The sequence below is a fragment of the Plasticicumulans acidivorans genome (assembly GCF_003182095.1).
GTDB lineage: Bacteria > Pseudomonadota > Gammaproteobacteria > Competibacterales > Competibacteraceae > Plasticicumulans > Plasticicumulans acidivorans.
This window is the reverse complement of sequence record NZ_QGTJ01000004.1, coordinates 163,384-181,798: the sequence shown is the minus strand read 5'-3', so window position 1 is coordinate 181,798 and position 18,415 is coordinate 163,384. Positions and strand designations below refer to the sequence as shown.

Here is an 18,415-nt window from a genome sequence, read left to right as displayed (position 1 = left end):
TTATCTTCGCTAGGTGAGGCGATATCCGTGCAGCCAACGCCAAGCCCACTGCGGACACTGATACGTTGGCTCCTGCATGCCAGCCTGTGTGGTCTGCTCGCCTGCTCCTCGCCCGACGCACAACCCCTGCGCATCGCCACCAGCCGCTGGCCCGGCTACGAACTGCTGTTTCTCGCCGACAGCCTCGGTTTCTTCGCTCAGGCCGGCGTGCGCGTGCAGCTGCTGGAATTTCTCGGCACCGGCGAGTCGCGCCGCGCACTGGAGCGCGGGCGGGTCGACGCCGCCGGCCTGACCTCGGTCGACCTGTTGTTCGCCCAGCGCAGCGGCCCCTCGAAGCCGCGCGCGGTTTATGTGATCGACAGTTCGCGTGGCGGTGATGTCATCCTCGGGCGACCGCCCGCAGACCACCTGCAGGCCCTGCGCGGACGCCGTATCGGTATCGAGCCGGCCTCGATCAATCTGCTCGTGCTCGACCAGGCCCTGCACAGCGTCGGCCTCGATCTCGTCGATGTCACCACCGTGCCGCTGAATCCCTCGGCGATGAAAACCGCTTTCCTCGCCGGCGAAGTCGATGCCGTTACCAGCTATTCCCCCTACGCCGAGGACATCGCCGCACTGCCGGGCGTCGTCACCTTGTTCGACAGCTCGCAGATTCCCGATCTGGTCGTGGATCTGCTCGCCGTCGACAGCCGCAGCCTGAGCACGCGTCAGGCCGACTGGCAGCGCGTGATCGCCGCGCTGGAACAGGCCCGCCAATATCTGCTGGATGAGCCGCAGGCAGCACTGGCGATGATTGCCGATCATCTCGGCATCGATATCGAACAGACGCGCCAAGCTCTGGCAGGGCTGCGTTTCATCGGTCTCGACGAGCAGGCTCAGTGGATGACGCCGCGTACGGGCGCTCTCATGCGTGCCATCGATTTCTCGCGGGCGGCGCTGCAGGATGTGCATCTTTTGCCACCGGATCTGGACATTCAGGCGCTGGTGCTGCCACTCGATGCCAGAGCCAGTCTGCCCCGCACACGACGATGACCCCCCTGCCCTCGCTCCGTCGCCGCCTGCTGCTGCCGCTCGCGCTGATCGGCGTGCTGCTTGCCGGCTCCGCCATCCTGCTCGCGCACGTTGCGTTCTCGGCGCATCTGCACGATCAGCTGCTGGCACGTGCACGCCAGCTCGCCGACAGCCTCGGCGATGCCGCCGAGACGATCACCGACCTCGACACACTGCAACGCCTGGTCGCGGCTCAGGGTGCCGCCGAAGGTGTCGAGCTGCTGGTGGTCATCGCCGACAGCGATCCGCCACGCATCATCGCGGCGACCCGACTGGGCTGGATAGGCCGTTCGCCGATGGCGGTGAGCGAGCTGGGTGAACTGCTCGATCGCCACGACGCTTTCGATTGTCACGGCAGTCATGGCCAGGCGCTGTGCTACTCGGCACCGCAAGCGATGGTCATCGGCAGTGGTGATGGCGATACAGGACTGACACCCGGCACGGTACTGGTACGCATCGACCGCACCGCGCTCGAAAACAACGCCCGTCACACCACGCTGGCGCTGAGTGCCAGCATCGCGCTGGCAACGCTGCTGCTGCTGCTGTGCAGCGCCCGCCTGCACCGGCGCCGAGTCTTCGAACCCCTCAATGCAATTCGCCTCGCGCTCGAACAGCGGGCAGCCGGTGCCCGCAGCACACGGGCACCGGTGCTGTACGACGATGAAATCGGCCATGTCGCCGACTGCCTCAACGGCATGCTCGACCGCCTTGATGCACAGGATGAACATCTGCAGCGGCTGGCCAGGCTGTATGCGGCCCTGTCCGAAACCAACCAGACCATCGTGCGGGCACGCGAACCGGAAAAGCTGTTCAGCGAAATCTGCCGAATCACCACGGATTTCGGCCAGCTGCCGCTGGCCTGGATCGGCCGTGTCGATGCACGCCGCGAATATATCGTCGTCAGCGCCTGCCACGGGCCCGACAGCGATTACATCCTCGCGCAAGCCCCGATCGCACTCGATCCTGACCGCCCGGAAGGCTTCGGGCCGCCGGCGCGTGCCCTGCTCAGCGGCCAGGCGCAGATCAGCAACGACACGCTGACCGATCCGCGCACGGCACCCTGGCATGCGCGCGCGCGCGCCTTCGGCATCGCCTCAACGGCGTCGTTTCCGATCCGCAGCGGCGGCCAGACGATCGCGGTGCTGTCGCTGTATGCACGCAGCGCCCACTTCTTCGATGGTGACGTCGTTCGCCTGCTGACTGAAACCACCGAGGACATCGGCTTTGCCCTCGACAACCTGCTGGCCGAGCAGGCCCGCGCCGAAGCCGAGACCGCACTGCGAGATAGCGAATTGCGCTACCGGCGGCTGTTCGAGGCCAACCCGCTGCCGCTATGGGTCTACGACCGCGACAGCCAGACCCTGCTTGCCGCCAACACCGCGGCGCTCGAAACCTTTGGCTATGGACAGGACGACTGGCGCCAGCTGACCTTGCACCAGCTGTTGCCGGCGGATGAGTCGCAGTCGCTTGCCGAAGCGCTCGAACACGAAAACGCTGACAGCGAAACCGTCTGGCGCCTGCAGCGCCGTGACGGCAGCACGCTGTTCGCCGAAGTGCACTCCTACCCGCTGGGCTTCGAAGGTCGACGGGCGCGCCTGCTGCTGATCCACGACATCAGCGCGCGGCGCGAGGCGGAAGCCAAGCTGGAGTTTCTCGCCAACCACGACGCGCTCACCGGCCTGCCCAATCGTGTGCTGCTGAACGACCGCCTGCGCCAGACCATCAATATCGCCCATCGCCACGGCACCCGCGTCGGCGTGCTGTTCCTCGACCTCGACCGCTTTAAGGTCGTCAACGACTCGCTCGGCCACGCCGTTGGCGACCGTCTGCTGCAGCATGTCGCCCAGCGCCTGCGCAGCTGCCTGCGCGCCGGCGACACCGTCAGCCGCCTCGGTGGTGACGAGTTCGTCGTCATCCTCAACGAGATCGGCGAGCCCGAGCAGGCCGGCCGTGTCGCCGAGAAAATCCTCGCGCAGATCGCTCAGCCCCTGATGCTGGAGGAACGCGAACTGCACATTTCGCTGTCACTCGGCATCGCGTTGTTTCCGGACGACGGCTCCGACGCCGACACCCTGCTGCGCCATGCCGACCTGGCGATGTATCTGGCCAAGGAGGCCGGACGCAGCGACTACCGCTTCTTCACCGCCGATCTCAACGCCCGCGCGCTGGAACGGCTGTCCTTCGAAGGCGGGCTGCGCGCGGCACTGGAGCACGGTGAATTCGTGCTGCACTACCAGCCGCAGGTGGCGATCGCCGACGGCGAACTGATCGGCTTCGAGGCACTGGTGCGCTGGCAGCATCCGCAGCTCGGCCTGGTGCCGCCCAACCGCTTCATCCCGATCGCCGAGGACAGCGGCCTGATCGTCGCACTCGGCGAATGGGTCATCGAGGCCGCCTGCCGGCAGAACCGCGACTGGCAGCGTCAGGGACTGCCGCACGTGCCGATCGCGGTCAATCTTTCCGCGGTGCAGTTCCGCCATCGCGCCCTGCTGGCGACCGTCGCCGGCGCGCTGGCCGAGAGCGGACTCGCTGCCGACTGCCTCGAACTCGAACTGACCGAAAGCATCCTGATGCAGGCCGATCGCGTCACGCTCGACACGGTCAGCTACCTGAAAGAGCTCGGCGTGCAGCTGTCGATCGACGACTTCGGCACCGGCTATTCAAGCCTTGGCTACCTCAAGCGTTTTCCGGTCGACAAACTCAAGATCGACCAGAGCTTCGTGCGCGGGCTGGATGCGGCCGACGATGTCATCGTCACCACGATCATCGGTCTGGCGCACAATCTCGGCCTCGGCGTCATCGCCGAAGGCGTCGAAACCGCCGAGCAGGCGCGCCTGCTGCTGGAGCTCGGCTGCGGTGAAGCCCAGGGCTATCACTTTGGTCGCCCGCTGCCGGCCACTGAAGCCCGCGGCGTCCTGCTGCACGAAAATGAACGCCGCCAGCTCAGCGCCCCCCGCCTGCCGCTGACCCGCCACTGAGTCGGCCGAGCAAAGAAAAGGCCCCGGCGCGAGCGGCGGGGCCTCGGACTCAGCGGCGGACGATGGCGATCAGAAGGTATCGCCCGGCACGCGCACCCAGCCTTCCATCAGCACGCGCGCCGAGCGCGACATGATGGCCTTGGTCACCGTCCATTCGCCGCTGGCCTGCTGAGCTTCGGCGCCGACGCGCAGCGTGCCCGAAGGATGCCCGAAGCGCACGGCGTTGCGCTCGCCACCGCCGGCGGCGAGGTTGACCAGCGTGCCCGGGATCGCCGCGGCCGTGCCGATGGCGACCGCGGCGGTCCCCATCATCGCGTGGTGCAGCTTGCCCATCGACAGCGCTCGCACGCACAGGTCGATGTCGGCAGCCTCGACCGTCTTGCCGCTCGACGCGGTGTAGGTCTGCGCCGGGGCGACGAAGGCGACCTTCGGCGTGTGCTGACGCTTGGCGGCCTCGTCGACGTTCTTGATCAGGCCCATGCGCAGCGCACCGTAGGCACGGATCGTCTCGAACATCGTCAGCGCCTTGGAGTCGCCATTGATGGCTTCCTGCAGCTCGGTGCCGGTGTAGCCGATGGCCTCGGCGTTGACGAAGATCGTCGGGATGCCGGCGTTGATCATCGTCGCCTTCAGCGTGCCGACACCCGGCACTTCGAGGTCGTCGACCAGATTGCCGGTCGGGAACATCGAACCACCGCCCTCACCTTCGCCCTCGTCGGCCGGATCGATGAACTCCAGCTGCACTTCGGCCGCCGGGAAGGTCACGCCGTCGAGCTCGAAATCGCCGGTTTCCTGCACCGCGCCGGCAGTCATCGGCACATGGGCGATGATCGTCTTGCCGATGTTGGCCTGCCAGATGCGCACGGTGCAGATGCCATCGCTCGGCACCCGCGCCGGATCGATCAGGCCGTTGCTGATCGCGAACGGGCCGACGGCCGCCGACAGGTTGCCGCAGTTGCCGCTCCAGTCGACGAAAGCCTTGTCGATCGCCACCTGGCCGAACAGGTAATCGACGTCGTGGTCCGGGCGAGTGCTCTTGGCGAGGATCACCGTCTTGCTGGTGCTCGACGTTGCGCCGCCCATGCCATCGATCTGCTTGGCATACGGATCGGGGCTGCCGATGACACGCATCAACAGCTTGTCGCGGGCCTCGCCCGGCACCTGGCAGCTCGCCGGCAGCTCGGCCAGGTTGAAGAACACGCCTTTGCTGGTACCGCCGCGCATATAAGTCGCAGGGACTTTGATCTGGGGAACCTGGGACATGATTGCTCCTGAAATGAAACCGGGGCGGCACGTCGCCGCGCCGCCCCGGGATGGACGTCGGAATCAATCTACGCTTGCCGCTTACGCGGCCTGCGTGGATTCGAGGAAGTCCTGCGCGAAGCGCTGCAGCACGCCGCCGGCTTCGTAGATCAGGACCTCTTCCGCCGTGTCGAGCCGGCAGGTAACAGGCACTTCGACCGTCTCGCCGTTCTTGCGGTGGATGACCAGCGTCAGGTCGGCACGCGGCTTGCGCTCGCCGACCACGTCGTAGGTCTCGGTGCCGTCGATGCCGAGCGTCTTGCGATTGGTGCCCGGTTTGAACTCCAGCGGCAGCACGCCCATACCGATCAGGTTGGTGCGGTGGATGCGCTCGAAGCCCTCGGCGGCGATCGCCTCGACACCGGCCAGACGCACGCCCTTGGCCGCCCAGTCACGCGAGGAGCCCTGACCGTAGTCGGCACCGGCGATGATGATCAGCGGCTGCTTGCGCTCCATGTAGGTCTCGATCGCTTCCCACATGCGCATGACCTTGCCATCCGGCTCGACCCGCGCCAGCGAACCCTGCTTGACCTGACCGTCGACCACCGCCATTTCGTTGATGAGCTTGGGGTTGGCGAACGTCGCCCGCTGTGCCGTCAGATGATCACCGCGGTGGGTCGCGTAGGAGTTGAAGTCCTCCTCCGGCAGACCCATCTTCGCCAGGTACTCACCGGCTGCCGAGTTCAGCAGAATCGCGTTCGACGGCGACAGGTGATCGGTGGTGATGTTGTCCGGCAGCACCGCCAGCGGCCGCATGCCCTTGAGCGTACGCTCGCCGGCCAGCGCGCCTTCCCAGTACGGCGGACGGCGGATGTAGGTCGACATCGGCCGCCAGTCGTAGAGCGGGCTCTTCGCCTCCTGCACCGCCCCCAGATCGAACATCGGGATGTAGATCTGGCGGAACTGCTCGGGCTTGACGCTCGCAGCAACGATGGCGTCGATTTCCTCGTCGCTCGGCCACAGATCCTTCAGCGTGACCGGATTGCCGTTCTGGTCGGTGCCGAGCACATCGTTTTCGATGTCGAAGCGCACGGTACCGGCGATCGCGTAGGCGACGACCAGCGGCGGCGAGGCGAGGAAGGCCTGCTTCGCGTACGGGTGGATGCGACCGTCGAAGTTGCGGTTGCCCGAGAGCACCGCGGTCGAGTACAGATCGCGGTCGATGATCTCCTGCTGAATCTTCGGATCGAGTGCGCCCGACATACCGTTACAGGTGGTGCAGGCGTAGGCGACGATGCCGAAGCCGAGCTTTTCCAGCTCCGGCAGCAGCCCGGCCTCTTCCAGATACAGCTTGGCGACCTTCGAACCCGGCGCGAACGAGGTCTTGACCCAGGGCTTGCGCACCAGGCCGAGCTTGTTGGCGTTGCGCGCGAGCAGCGCGGCGGCGACCACGTTGCGCGGGTTGCTGGTGTTGGTGCAGCTGGTGATCGCGGCGATGATGACCGCGCCATCCGGCAGCAGACCCTTGGCTTCCTCGTCCTTGGCCTCGGCGAGCTTGCCCTCATCGGCGATACCGCGCTCGCTCAGTGCCGAGGTCGGCAACCGCCGGTGCGGGTTCGACGGGCCGGCCATGTTGCGCACGACCGTGCTCAGATCGAACTCAAGCACGCGCTCGTACTCGGCGCTCACCAGCGCATCGGCCCACAGACCGGTGGTCTTGGCGTAGTTCTCGACCAGCGCGACCTGCTCCGGCTCGCGGCCGGTGAGCTTGAGATAATCGATGGTCTGCTGGTCGATGTAGAACATCGCCGCCGTCGCGCCGTACTCCGGGCACATATTGGAGATGGTCGCGCGATCACCGATCGACAGGCTGGCGGCACCGTCGCCGAAGAACTCGACGTAGGCACCGACGACGCGCTCCTTGCGCAGGAACTCGGTCAGCGCGAGCACGATGTCGGTCGCGGTGATGCCGGGCTGGCGCTTGCCGGTGAGCTTGACGCCGACGATGTCGGGCAGGCGCATCATCGAGGCGCGGCCGAGCATCACGGTTTCGGCTTCGAGGCCGCCGACGCCGACGGCGATGACGCCGAGCGCATCGACGTGCGGCGTGTGGCTGTCGGTACCGACACAGGTGTCAGGGAAGGCGACACCCTCGCGCACCTGCACCACCGGTGACATCTTCTCCAGATTGATCTGGTGCATGATGCCGTTGCCGGCCGGGATCACGTCCACGTTCTTGAACGCGGTGCGCGTCCAGTTGATGAAGTGGAAGCGGTCCTCGTTGCGGCGATCCTCGACGGCGCGGTTCTTGTCGAAGGCTTCGGGATCGAAGCCGCCGTATTCGACCGCCAGTGAGTGGTCGACGATCAGCTGCGTCGGCACCACCGGGTTGACCAGCGCCGGCTCACCGCCCTTGTCGGCGATCGCATCGCGCAGGCCGGCGAGATCGACCAGCGCGGTCTGGCCGAGGATGTCGTGGCAAACCACGCGCGCCGGGAACCACGGGAAGTCCAGATCGCGCTTGCGCTCGATCAACTGCTTGAGAGAGTCGGTCAGCGTCGCCGGCTCGCAGCGGCGCACCAGATTCTCGGCTAGCACGCGCGAGGTGTACGGCAGAGTGTCGTAGGCACCGGGCGCGATCGCTTCGACCGCGGCCCGCGCATCGAAATAATCGAGCGCGGTGCCGGGCAGCGGCTTGCGGTAAGCAGTGTTCATGAACACCTCTCTCAGCGCTGGTCGATCGGCAGGAAGCGCTGGTCTTCCGGACCGACGTAATTCGCGCTCGGGCGAATGATCTTGCCGTCCTGGCGCTGCTCGATGACGTGCGCGCTCCAGCCGGCAGTACGGGCGATGACGAACAGCGGCGTGAACATCGCAGTCGGCACGCCCATCAGGTGATAGGACACCGCCGAGAACCAGTCGAGGTTCGGGAACATCTTCTTGACTTCCCACATCACCGCCTCGAGGCGATCGGCGATGCGGTACATCTTCATGTTGCCCTGCGCCTCACCGAGCTTGTGCGCGACGTTCTTGATGACCTTGTTGCGCGGATCGGAGACGGTATAAACCGGGTGACCGAAGCCGATGACGACTTCCTTGCGCTCGACGCGGGCACGGATGTCGGCCTCGGCCTCGTCCGGGCTGTCGTAGCGCTGCTGAATCTCGAAGGCCACCTCGTTGGCACCGCCGTGCTTCGGACCGCGCAGGGCGCCGATCGCACCGGTGATCGCCGAGTAGATGTCGGAGCCGGTACCGGCGATGACGCGCGAGGTGAAGGTCGAGGCGTTGAACTCGTGCTCGGCGTAGAGGATCAGCGAGGTGTGCATCGCGTGCACCCACAGCTCGCTCGGCTTCTTGCCGTGCAGCAGGTGCAGGAAGTGACCGCCGATCGAGTCATCGTCCGTCTCGACTTCGATACGCTTGCCGTTGTGGCTGAAGTGGTACCAGTACAGCAGCATCGAACCGAACGAAGCCATCAGCCGGTCGGCGATGTCCTTGGCGCCGGCGTAGTTGTGGTCGTCCTTCTCCGGCATCGTGCAGCCGAGCACCGAAGCGCCGGTGCGCAGCACGTCCATCGGGTGCGCCGAAGCCGGCAGCGCTTCGAGTGCGGCCTTGACGGTGTTCGGGATGCCGCGCAGCGAATGCAGCTTGGCCTTGTAAACCGCCAGCTCGGCGTAGGTCGGCAGCTTACCGTGGATCAGCAGGTAGGCGACTTCCTCGAATTCGCACTTCTCGGCCAGATCGAGGATGTCGTAACCGCGATAGTGCAGATCGTTGCCAGTCCGGCCGACGGTGCAGACTGCGGTGTTACCGGCTGCCGTGCCGGACAGCGCAACGGATTTCTTGGCCTTCGGCAGGACCTGAGTGGCTTCGCTCATCGTTACTTTCCCTCTTTCGCGAACAGGGCATCCAGCTTCTGCTCGTAAGCGTGATAGCCCAGATAGTCATAGAGTTCGGCACGTGTCTGCATGGTGTCGACGACACCCTTCTGCGTACCTTCCTGACGCAGCTGCTGATAGACGTTCAGTGCCGCCTTGGAAGCTGCACGGAAGGTCGACAGCGGGTAGAGCACCAGCGACACGCCGTTGTCGCCCAGTTCACGCGTGGTGAACAGCGGCGTCGAACCGAATTCGGTGATGTTGGCGAGCACCGGCACGCCGACAGCCTCGGAAAACTGGCGATACATCGTCAGCTCGGTCATCGCCTCAGGGAAGATCATGTCGGCACCGGCCTCGACGCAGGCGCAGGCACGGTCGATCGCCGACTGCAGCCCCTCGACGGCGAGCGCGTCGGTACGCGCCATGATCACGAAATTGCTGTCGGTCTTGGCGTCGACGGCGGCCTTGATGCGATCGACCATCTCCGCCTGGGAGACGATCGCCTTGTTCGGACGATGACCGCAGCGCTTCTGCTGCACCTGATCTTCGATGTGCACGGCGGCAACGCCGGCGCGGGTCATCTCGCGCACGGCGCGCGCAATGTTGAAGGCGCCGCCCCAGCCGGTGTCGATGTCGACCAGCAGCGGCAGATCGGTGACGTCGGTGATGCGCCGGGCATCGATCAGCACGTCTTCCATCGTCGTGATGCCGAGATCGGGAATACCGCAGGAGCAGGCTGCGACGCCGCCACCGGACAGATACAACGCCCGGTAGCCGGTGCGATCGGCAAGACGGGCAAAGTAGGCATTGACCGCGCCCACCACCTGCAGGGGGCGCTCCTCCTGAACGGCAGCGCGGAAACGGGCACCCGCGGATTTCAGCTCACTCATGTGATTCACCTTCGTGCTCGGCGGCGCGCCCAGCGCGCCGCGTGGTCTCGTTAAAAACGGACCCCACCCCCCCGGTGAGGTCCGCAAAGGCGCTGCTGCGCCCCGGCGGGCGGCGCACATCCCGTGTCGCCGCCCTGCCTTCCCCGCTGCCGCCTCTGACGAACCCCCGACGGCGCTGCGGGCCCTGCGGAACAACCGGCACGCAGCTCGTTGGCATACGCTTGCTCGGTCTTACCGCCTGCGCCGCGCGTTTGTTCCGGGCGCGGCTCCCCCCCCTTGCGAAGACGTTTCAGCCCTGATGCACGGCGCGCCGCACCTCGTCGAGCGAGTTCGGATCGTCGAGCGTCGACAGATCGCCCGGATCACGACCTTCCGCCAGCGCCTGAATCGAGCGGCGCAGCAGCTTGCCGGAACGGGTCTTCGGCAGGGCATTAACAAAGTAGACGTGCTTTGGCCGGGCAACAGGGCCGAGCTGCTCGACGACCTTGGCCAGCACTTCCTTTTCGAGCTGCGCCCGACCGTCGGTCGTCTCGACCCGGCTCGGGTCCTTCAGCGTGGCGAAGACGATGGCCTCCTGCCCCTTGAGCTGATCGGCGATACCGACGACGGCGACCTCGGCGACCGCACTGTGCGCCTGCACCGCTTCTTCGATCTCGCGGGTGCCAAGGCGGTGACCGGCGACGTTGATGACGTCGTCCGTGCGGCCAAGGATGAAGAAGTAGCCATCGTCGTCACGCACCGCCCAGTCCGAGGAGGTGTAGAGCAGCTCTTTGAACTGACTGAAATAGCTCTTCACGAAGCGCTCGTCGTTACCCCACACCGTCGACAGACAGCCCGGCGGCAGCGGCGGCACGACGACCAGCACGCCCTTTTCATTCGGCTCGGCGTCGGCACCGGTCGCCTCGTTGATGACACGGATGTTGAAGCCGTAGTTGGCGAAGCCCGGCGAGCCGAAGCGGTTGGGCTTGAGCTCGACGCCCGGCAGATAGGTCAACATCGCCCAGCCGGTCTCGGTCTGCCAGTAGTGGTCGATGACCGGCACGCCAAGCGCGTCGCTGATCCAGCGCGACGTCGGCTCATCGAGCGGCTCGCCGGCGAGGAACAGGTAGCGCAGGCTGGAAAGATCGTATTTGCGCAGGTATTCCGGATCCTGCTTCTTCAGCACGCGCACCGCGGTCGGCGAGCTGAACATCGTCGTGACCTGATAGTCCTCGACGATCTTCCACCAGATGCCGGCATCGGGCCGCGTCGGCATGCCTTCGTAGCAGATCGTCGTCATGCCGTGGATCAACGGCCCGTAGACGATATAACTGTGGCCGACGACCCAACCGATGTCCGATGTGGTGAACATCGTCTCGCCGGGATTGGCGTTGTAGACGTACTTCATCGACGCCGCCAGAGCGACGCAGTAGCCGCCGGTATCGCGCTGCACGCCCTTGGGCGTGCCGGTGGTGCCGGAGGTGTAGAGGATGTAGCTCGGCTCGTTCGACTCGACCCAGGTCACCGGCACATCGGCATCGGCATACTCGGCACACAGGCTGGCGAAGTCGAGGTCGCGGCCGGCGGTCAACGGCATCGCCTGATCGAGGCCGCGGTTGGCGATCAGCACGTGCCGGGGCGGGAACTTCGCCAGCTGGCAGGCTTCATCGACGAGATGCTTGTACGGCACCGGCTTGCCGTTGCGCATGCCGGCATCGGCAGTGACCAGCAGCGCCGGCTTGGCGTCGTCGATGCGCACGGCCAGATTCGGCGCAGCAAAGCCACCGAACACCACCGAGTGCACCGCGCCGAGGCGTGCGCAGGCCAGCATCGAAATGATCGCCTCGGCAATCATCGGCATGTAAATGACGACGCGGTCGCCCTTGCCGACACCGAGCGCGGCAAAAGCAGCCGCCACTGCGTTCACCTCACGATGCAGCTGCGCATACGAGTATGAACGCGTCTGCTCGGTCTCGGTCGAGATGCAGACCAGTGCCGCCTGCTCGGCCCGCGCGGCAAGATGGCGGTCGACGGCGTTGTAACAGAGATTGGTTTCACCACCGACGAACCACTTGCGAAACGGCGGCTGCGAAAAATCGAGGATCTGCTGTGGCGGCTTGTGCCAGTGGATCAGCCCGGCCTGCTCACCCCAGAAGCCCTCCATGTCGGTGACGGAACGCTGGTGGAATGCTTCGTAATTCATCCGTTATTCCCCTCACACCCTACGCGCTTTGATGGAATGCCGTCGTATCGACGGCGCAAACACCCGCGTCCCGCGGTTTGACTGCGTTTTTTTGCAGTCACCACTACCCTGCCGGAACGGCCGGAGCGGCATTTGTTAGAAGTATTTTTTCGTTGAGCGAAAATCCGTTTGCCAACGGTCAATAAATCTACTCAATTCTGACGGATGCGTCATATTGGTTATACCAATACAAAGCATTGGGCTGCAGTCCCGCTGCTGCTGCACCGCGACATCAACACCAGCTTGAAAACATAGTTTGGCGCCAATGGCCGATCCAGCTGTGCCGCGACTTCATCGATGCGGCAGCACAGCATCGGCGACAACCGTTACCAGCCTCGGAGCAACAAAAAGGGGCGCCAAAGGCGCCCCTTTTTACAAGCTCACGGGCCGTAACCAGCCCTGCTGCAATCGTCGATTACGGCTTCAGCAGATGCTCGACCGCAGCGCGCTCTTCGCGCAGCTCGGTCTCGGTCGCCGCCATCTTGGCCTTCGAGAACTCGTCGACCGTCAGGCCCTGGACGATCTCGTACTTGCCGTCCTTGCAGACGCAGGGATACGAGTAAATGATGCCCGGCGCGACGCCGTAGGAACCGTCGGACGGTACGCCCATCGACACCCAGTCACCCTCAGCGGTGCCGAGCGCCCAGCTGCGCATGTGATCGATCGCCGCCGAAGCCGCCGAGGCCGCCGACGAGGCGCCGCGTGCCTTGATGATCGCCGCGCCGCGCTGCTGCACTTCGGGGATGAAGGTGGCTTCGTACCAGTCGCGCTCGACCAGGCTCGGCGCCGCCTTGCCGTCGACGGTGCACTGAGAGATGTCCGGATACTGCGTGCTGGAGTGGTTGCCCCAGATCGTCATCTTCTTGATGAAGTTGAAGTGCACGCCGGTCTTCTCGGCCAGCTGCGACAGCGCGCGGTTGTGGTCGAGACGGGTCATCGCGGTGAACTGCTTCGGATCGAGGTCCGGAGCGTTGCACTGGGCGATCAGCGAGTTGGTGTTCGCCGGGTTGCCGACGACCAGCACCTTGACGTCACGCGAAGCGCAGTCGTTCAGCGCCTTGCCCTGCGGTCCGAAGATCGCGCCGTTGGCGGTCAGCAGGTCCTTGCGCTCCATGCCCGGGCCGCGCGGACGGGCGCCGACCAGCAGCGCATAGTTGACGTCCTTGAAGGCCTCTTCGAGCTTGTCGGTGGCGACGACGCCGGCCAGCAGCGGGAACGCACAATCGTTGAGCTCCATCACCACGCCCTGCAGCGCCGGCAGCGCCGGAGTGATTTCGAGCAGGTGCAGAATGACCGGCTGATCCGGACCCAGCATGTCGCCGGCGGCGATGCGGAAAGCCATGGCGTAGCCGATGTTGCCGGCGGCGCCGGTGATGGCAACGCGAACCGGATTCTTCATATCGTGCGCTCCTTTATCGTCTGTCGAGCAGACTCTACAGAACCGGCGCCGGCGATCGCGCGACGCCGCTGTGATGCCGGTGACCCGACACCCCCCTCAAATACGCCTGAACGGGAGCGCCCCGCACGGCAGGGCCCCCCGAACCGCGGCATATCGTGCATGATGCTCCGTCAATTGCAAGCTGCATGGCCGCCGCCTCGCCCCCGCCGCCGGCGCTCAAATGTGGGCCTGCGGATGGTGCGGGCGCATCTTGCGCCGCTCCAGGCCGGCCATGTCGATGATGGTCGTGGCGATCTCCTCGACCGACTTCATCGTAGTCCGCAGATATGGCACGCCAAGCTTGCGAAACAGTGCCTCGGCCTGCCGGGTCTCGTAGTCGCACTGCTCGATCGAGGCGTACTTGCTGTTCGGCATGCGCTCATGACGGATCTGCGCCAGACGCGCCGGATCGGTGGTCAGGCCGAACAGCTTGTCGCGATGCGGCTTGAGACTGTTCGGCAGCTGCATCTCTTCGAGGTCGTCCTCGGTCAGCGGGAAGTTCGCCGCGCGGATGCCGTAGTGCAGCGACAAATACAGGCAGGTCGGCGTCTTGCCGGTGCGCGAAATGCCCACGAGGATGATGTCGGCCTCGGCGAGGTGGCTCGTCGTCGAGCCATCGTCATGATTGAGCGTGAAGTTCACGGCGTCGATGCGCCGTGAATACTCCTCGACATCGTTCATGCCGTGCGAACGCCCGGCGGTCAGCTCTGACTTCACGCCCAGCTCATGCTCCAGCGGGCCGATGAAGGCTTCGAAGAAGTCGATGAACAGACCGGTCGCCTCCTTGACGATCGCCCGTGTCTCGGTGGCGATCAGCGTCGAAAACACCAGCGGCCGCAGACCGTCTTCCTGATGATGGCGGTTGATGCGATCGCGCAGCGCCCGCGCCCGCTCCGGCGTGTCGACGAAACGCACCGCCTGCTTCTCGATGTTCAGGGCATCGAACTGCGTCAGCAGGCTGTGGCCCAGCGTCTCCGCGGTGATGCCTGTGCGGTCCGACACGAAAAAGGCCATGCGCTTGGGCTGTGACATCGGCGGGCTCCTCTCGCCACTCAATCGACCAGACCGCCGATCCTAGCCGATCGCAGCCGACGCGGCATTGATTCAGTGCCGGGTCGCCGGCGTGAAACTGAAGCGGGCAATGTCTTCCTGCGCCAGCACGTCGGCCAGCGCCAGCACCTCGTCTTCGATACCGTCATGAGCCAGTGCCAGCGCCGAGAGCACGACATCGAGCCGTGCCTGATGGCCGGGACGTTGCTGCAGCGAATTGCGTGCTTCGCGGCGCAGATCATGCGGTTTCGGCAGGCTGATCTCGCGCTGTTCGCGCAGCACGCGGCGCACGGTTGGGCAGTCGTCGGCCAGACCGACCAGCAGCGCCAGCGCTGCCAGCACCGCCCGGTAGCGGCCGCTGCTCAGCAGCTCCTCACGCTCGGCCGGGCGCAGCGAAGCCTTGTAGACACGATAAGTATTGACGAAGCGGCGCACCCGCCGCGGCGAACCGCCGAGCGCACCGAGCAAACGCACCATGAACGCCTGTTCGTCGTCACTGACGGCCAGAGCGGCACCAACCTCGGCGCGCGTCGTCAGCGGCGGCGCACCGGGTGCGCCCGCTGCCACACCCGCAGTGGCCGGCGCCGCCGGCACCGGGGCCGCCACGTCACCGGAGGCAGGAGGCATCGCCGGCGTCACGGTGCCCACCTCCGCCGCCGGCGCGTTTACGGCAGCGGTCCGCTCCGGCACTGCGGCACCCAGCAGTCCGCGCAGCAGCTGCCCGGCGGCGTCCGGGTCGGCCGGCGGCAGGCTGAACGGCAGCTGGAAGATCTTTTCCAGATAATCGGTCGGTGTCGCCGTTGCGTGTGCCCCGCCCTCGCCGGCGAGCAGGCCGGCGTAGCGCCGGCACAGCGCCGCCGACACCCAGCGCACATCGACGCCGACGACGACGACGAACAGGGGCAGCGCCAGCAGCAGGTGCACCGCCTCCAGCACTTCCACCACCCGCTCGGGCGGACAGCGGTCGAGATCGTCGACGAACAGCACGATGCGCTCGACCGGCCGCGCACGCAGCGCCACACCAGCCGCACGCAGCGCCTCGACGGCGGCGATCTCTTCGGCGCGCGCATCGGACGGTGGCTTGAGCGGCGCCTCGGAGCCGGGCGAGGCTGCAGCCCACGCCGGCGGCTGCAGGAACACCGCCAGGGTGTTGAGATCGCGGCGGATCGTAGCGATCAGACCGAGGCGGCTGCGGTAGTCATCACTGGCCAGGCGCGCGCGCAGATAGTCACCGAGCTGCTCGGCACGCAGCCGGCTGCGCAGCGCCTCGGCCGCGTCAGCGACGGCACGCTCGGCCGCTTCGACCTGCTGTCGTGCCTGTTCGGCCGCCGCCTGCCTGGCAGCCTCCGCGGCCCGTGCCTGCTCAAGCGCCTCGCGGGCAGCGCGGACCTGCGGGTCGGTCTCGATCGCCTGCGTCAGCCCCGTATCGAGTTCCGCACGCAGACTGTCGAGCTGGTCGAGCGCCGCCCGCACCTGCGCCAGACGCCGGCGCGCCCAGGCCAGCGCCGGCGTCAACGTGCCCGCCAGCAGCGTCGCCAGCGCGCCGAGCGTCGGGAAGCCGCCGGGCGGCAGCCAGTGCACCGCCGCCCGATACACCAGCGCCGCCGCCACCAGCGCGCCGGCACCGATGCCCAGCCATTGCCAGCCGCGCAGGCCGAGTGGCGCACTCAGCAGCCAGTCGAAGCCCGAACGCGCCCGCGCCGCCTGCACCCGCGCATCGCTGAGCAGGCCGCGCAGTTGTTCGACGCCGTGTTCGGCGGTACCGGTGACGCGCGCCACCTGCTCGGCAGCGGTCGCCAGCAGCGGCAGATCGAGTGCGCGCGCCCGCGCAGCGATGCCATACGCCACGGCCGCCACCGGCGCGGCCGGAGCCTGACCGGCGGCCAGGTCACGCGCCAGCCGGCCGAGCCCGACCGCAACGACCTGGCGGCGGGCGGCGACCCAGGTCGCCTCCCTGCTCGCGGTCGCCTGACGTGCCGCGGCCAGCGCATTTTCCTGATGGGCGGAGGCGACCTGCGCCGCGACCAGCGCCTGCTGCGCGGCACCGCTCGCCGCACTGGCCTCGGCACGAAACTGCACGGCCAGATCCAGCGCCTGACGCAGTTTCGCCAGATCGGCGGTATCGACCGATTGCGCCGCTACATTGACGTGAGCGTCAAGCGCTTCGAGCAGCGTCTGCATCAGGCTCGCCCACAGATTGGCGTCAGCGTAATGCCAGGCGTTGAACCACACCGACAGCAGATGGCGATGGAAGCGCGCATCGCCGCCGGCGGCCAGCGCGCGCATTTCGAGCTCCATCAGCCCCATGAAATAGCTCTTGCCCGAGCCCCAGTCGCCGAACACACCGATCGCCAGCGGCGGTTCGGTAGGACGGGCGAGCGCGGTCGCGGCGAGCGCACGGGCGTAGCAGAGCACACCGAGGCAGTCGTCCTCGGCACGTGCCGGCCGCGCGATATCGGCACCATAAACCGGCGCCTCCGGCAGGTGCTCACCATACAGCCAGCGGGCGAGCACCTGCGGATCGACCGTACCGGTGCGGCCGCTGCGGATCGCGGCCAGCCAGCGCGCGCGCGCCGCGGGTGCATCGAGCCCGAGCGCCGCGCGCGTACCCGCACTCTCCGGCGCCCGCTCGGCATGCAGCGCGGCCGCCAGCATCAGCAGCGTAATCAGCGCCGCCGGCGAAACATCCGCCGCGAAACCGCGGGCGCGCAACAGCACGGCCGGCACCGGCGCGGCCAGCGGCGGCAGTGTTTCCTGCGCACTGAAAGGCGCGAGGCTGCCCGGCGCCGGCAGCGTCGAGCTGTTGATCACCTCACTGCCGACGCCGCTGCGGTAGCCGTCGCCAACCGCTTCGCGCAGGGCCCGGGCGCGCTCAAGCGGCCCGGATGACGGATCACCGGCTTCGAGCAGCGCGTAATACAGATGGCGCAGCGTCAACTGCGGTGACGCGTCGCCCGCCTGCAGGGCGACGTTGACGGCGAAGCGCAGCACGAACAGCACGTCCTCGTCGCAGCGCAGGCTCGCCAGCAGTGACTCGCCGGGCGCCGCCGCTCCCGGCTGACGCGCCTCGAACTCGCTGCGCAGCCGCGACAAGTCGAAGCCCCAGCCGACCATCTGCTGCTCGTGGCCGTGGCTGTCGAACAGAAACGCGGCGGTCAGATCGGTGAGCGTCACCGCACTGCGCCCCTGCTCACGCGTGCGATTGCCGGCGAAGCGCAGCAGGCTGGCAACGGAGGCGGTCAAGGGTTCGCGCGGTGTCCGTGAAGCCGGAATCGCGGTGTTCGCGGAGGTATCGGCGCTGCCCGGCCAGTCTTCATCGGGCCAGCGCGCATACCCGTCGGTGCACTCGCTCACCGCCTGCCATTCCGCATCGCTCAAAGGAGGATCGATCAGCTGCGCCAGCCAGCGCCGCGGATCGCCGAACAGGGCGCCGCACTGTTCCCCGACCACCCCCTCGACACCGCTGCCGGCCAGCGCCGCAAACAGGCTGGTGAACGAGACGTGGTAGTCGCCACGGCGCATCGCACTGAGCCAGGCGGCCCAGCGCGCGACGCGTTCGAGCTCGGCATCGAGCGCACTGCCGGCGGCAGCCGCCAGCGATTCGCGCAGACTCATCGGCCCGGCCATCGGCGCTCTCCCCGCCCGCTGCAGTCTTTCGACTGTAGACG

At 66.7% G+C, this 18,415-nt stretch carries 10 protein-coding genes; 2 read left to right on the top strand and 8 right to left on the bottom strand.

What is annotated here, in order from left to right; translation table 11 throughout:
• Nucleotides 1-27: 27 nt before the first annotated feature.
• Both C7443_RS08620 and C7443_RS08615 read left to right on the top strand, forming a co-directional pair.
• On the top strand, nucleotides 28-1,032 hold the full coding sequence (locus C7443_RS08620) for an ABC transporter substrate-binding protein (protein ID WP_170123550.1): 1,005 nt from the start codon (nucleotides 28-30) through the stop codon (nucleotides 1,030-1,032).
• The gene (locus C7443_RS08615; protein ID WP_110018192.1) at nucleotides 1,029-4,028 is read left to right on the top strand and encodes a putative bifunctional diguanylate cyclase/phosphodiesterase; all 3,000 of its coding nucleotides are present in this window, start codon (nucleotides 1,029-1,031) and stop codon (nucleotides 4,026-4,028) included. Before C7443_RS08620 ends, C7443_RS08615 begins: the two co-directional genes overlap by 4 nt.
• A gap of 69 nt (nucleotides 4,029-4,097) precedes the next feature.
• Here the strand turns inward: C7443_RS08615 and prpF are convergent, their stop codons facing one another.
• The 8 genes from prpF to C7443_RS08575 form a co-directional block, all read right to left on the bottom strand.
• Nucleotides 4,098-5,291 carry a 2-methylaconitate cis-trans isomerase PrpF gene (gene prpF, locus C7443_RS08610; protein ID WP_110018191.1) on the bottom strand — a complete coding sequence of 398 codons (1,194 nt, stop codon included), beginning with the start codon at nucleotides 5,289-5,291 and terminating at the stop codon, nucleotides 4,098-4,100.
• Between the two features lie 81 nt (nucleotides 5,292-5,372).
• Nucleotides 5,373-7,985, bottom strand: a complete 2,613-nt coding sequence (gene acnD / locus C7443_RS08605; RefSeq protein ID WP_110018190.1) for a Fe/S-dependent 2-methylisocitrate dehydratase AcnD — start codon at nucleotides 7,983-7,985, stop codon at nucleotides 5,373-5,375.
• Between the two features lie 11 nt (nucleotides 7,986-7,996).
• Complete coding sequence (gene prpC, locus C7443_RS08600; protein ID WP_110018189.1) at nucleotides 7,997-9,148, bottom strand: bifunctional 2-methylcitrate synthase/citrate synthase; 1,152 nt, start codon at nucleotides 9,146-9,148, stop codon at nucleotides 7,997-7,999.
• Nucleotides 9,149-9,150: 2 nt separating this feature from the next.
• Nucleotides 9,151-10,038, bottom strand: a complete 888-nt coding sequence (gene prpB / locus C7443_RS08595; RefSeq protein WP_110018188.1) for a methylisocitrate lyase — start codon at nucleotides 10,036-10,038, stop codon at nucleotides 9,151-9,153.
• Nucleotides 10,039-10,327: 289 nt separating this feature from the next.
• Complete coding sequence (locus tag C7443_RS08590; RefSeq protein ID WP_110018187.1) at nucleotides 10,328-12,220, bottom strand: propionate--CoA ligase; 1,893 nt, start codon at nucleotides 12,218-12,220, stop codon at nucleotides 10,328-10,330.
• A 454-nt stretch (nucleotides 12,221-12,674) separates the two neighbouring features.
• Nucleotides 12,675-13,658 (bottom strand): malate dehydrogenase, encoded by a 984-nt coding sequence (locus tag C7443_RS08585; RefSeq protein WP_110018186.1) that lies wholly within the window; start codon nucleotides 13,656-13,658, stop codon nucleotides 12,675-12,677.
• A gap of 216 nt (nucleotides 13,659-13,874) precedes the next feature.
• Nucleotides 13,875-14,729: a posphoenolpyruvate synthetase regulatory kinase/phosphorylase PpsR gene (ppsR, locus tag C7443_RS08580; RefSeq protein WP_110018185.1), complete on the bottom strand. Its 855-nt coding sequence runs from the start codon at nucleotides 14,727-14,729 to the stop codon at nucleotides 13,875-13,877.
• A gap of 72 nt (nucleotides 14,730-14,801) precedes the next feature.
• Complete coding sequence (locus tag C7443_RS08575) at nucleotides 14,802-18,374, bottom strand: P-loop NTPase fold protein (protein ID WP_110018184.1); 3,573 nt, start codon at nucleotides 18,372-18,374, stop codon at nucleotides 14,802-14,804.
• Between the last annotated feature and the right edge of the window lie 41 nt (nucleotides 18,375-18,415).

Bases quoted from the DNA above. Each gene is read 5' to 3' on its own strand.
- C7443_RS08615 (WP_110018192.1), top strand. From the start codon at position 1,029: ATGACCCCCCTGCCCTCGCTCCGTCGCCGCCTGCTGCTGCCGCTCGCG.
- prpF (WP_110018191.1), bottom strand. From the start codon at position 5,291: ATGTCCCAGGTTCCCCAGATCAAAGTCCCTGCGACTTATATGCGCGGC.
- acnD (WP_110018190.1), bottom strand. From the start codon at position 7,985: ATGAACACTGCTTACCGCAAGCCGCTGCCCGGCACCGCGCTCGATTAT.
- prpC (WP_110018189.1), bottom strand. From the start codon at position 9,148: ATGAGCGAAGCCACTCAGGTCCTGCCGAAGGCCAAGAAATCCGTTGCG.
- prpB (WP_110018188.1), bottom strand. From the start codon at position 10,038: ATGAGTGAGCTGAAATCCGCGGGTGCCCGTTTCCGCGCTGCCGTTCAG.
- C7443_RS08590 (WP_110018187.1), bottom strand. From the start codon at position 12,220: ATGAATTACGAAGCATTCCACCAGCGTTCCGTCACCGACATGGAGGGC.
- C7443_RS08585 (WP_110018186.1), bottom strand. From the start codon at position 13,658: ATGAAGAATCCGGTTCGCGTTGCCATCACCGGCGCCGCCGGCAACATC.
- ppsR (WP_110018185.1), bottom strand. From the start codon at position 14,729: ATGTCACAGCCCAAGCGCATGGCCTTTTTCGTGTCGGACCGCACAGGC.
- C7443_RS08575 (WP_110018184.1), bottom strand. From the start codon at position 18,374: ATGGCCGGGCCGATGAGTCTGCGCGAATCGCTGGCGGCTGCCGCCGGC.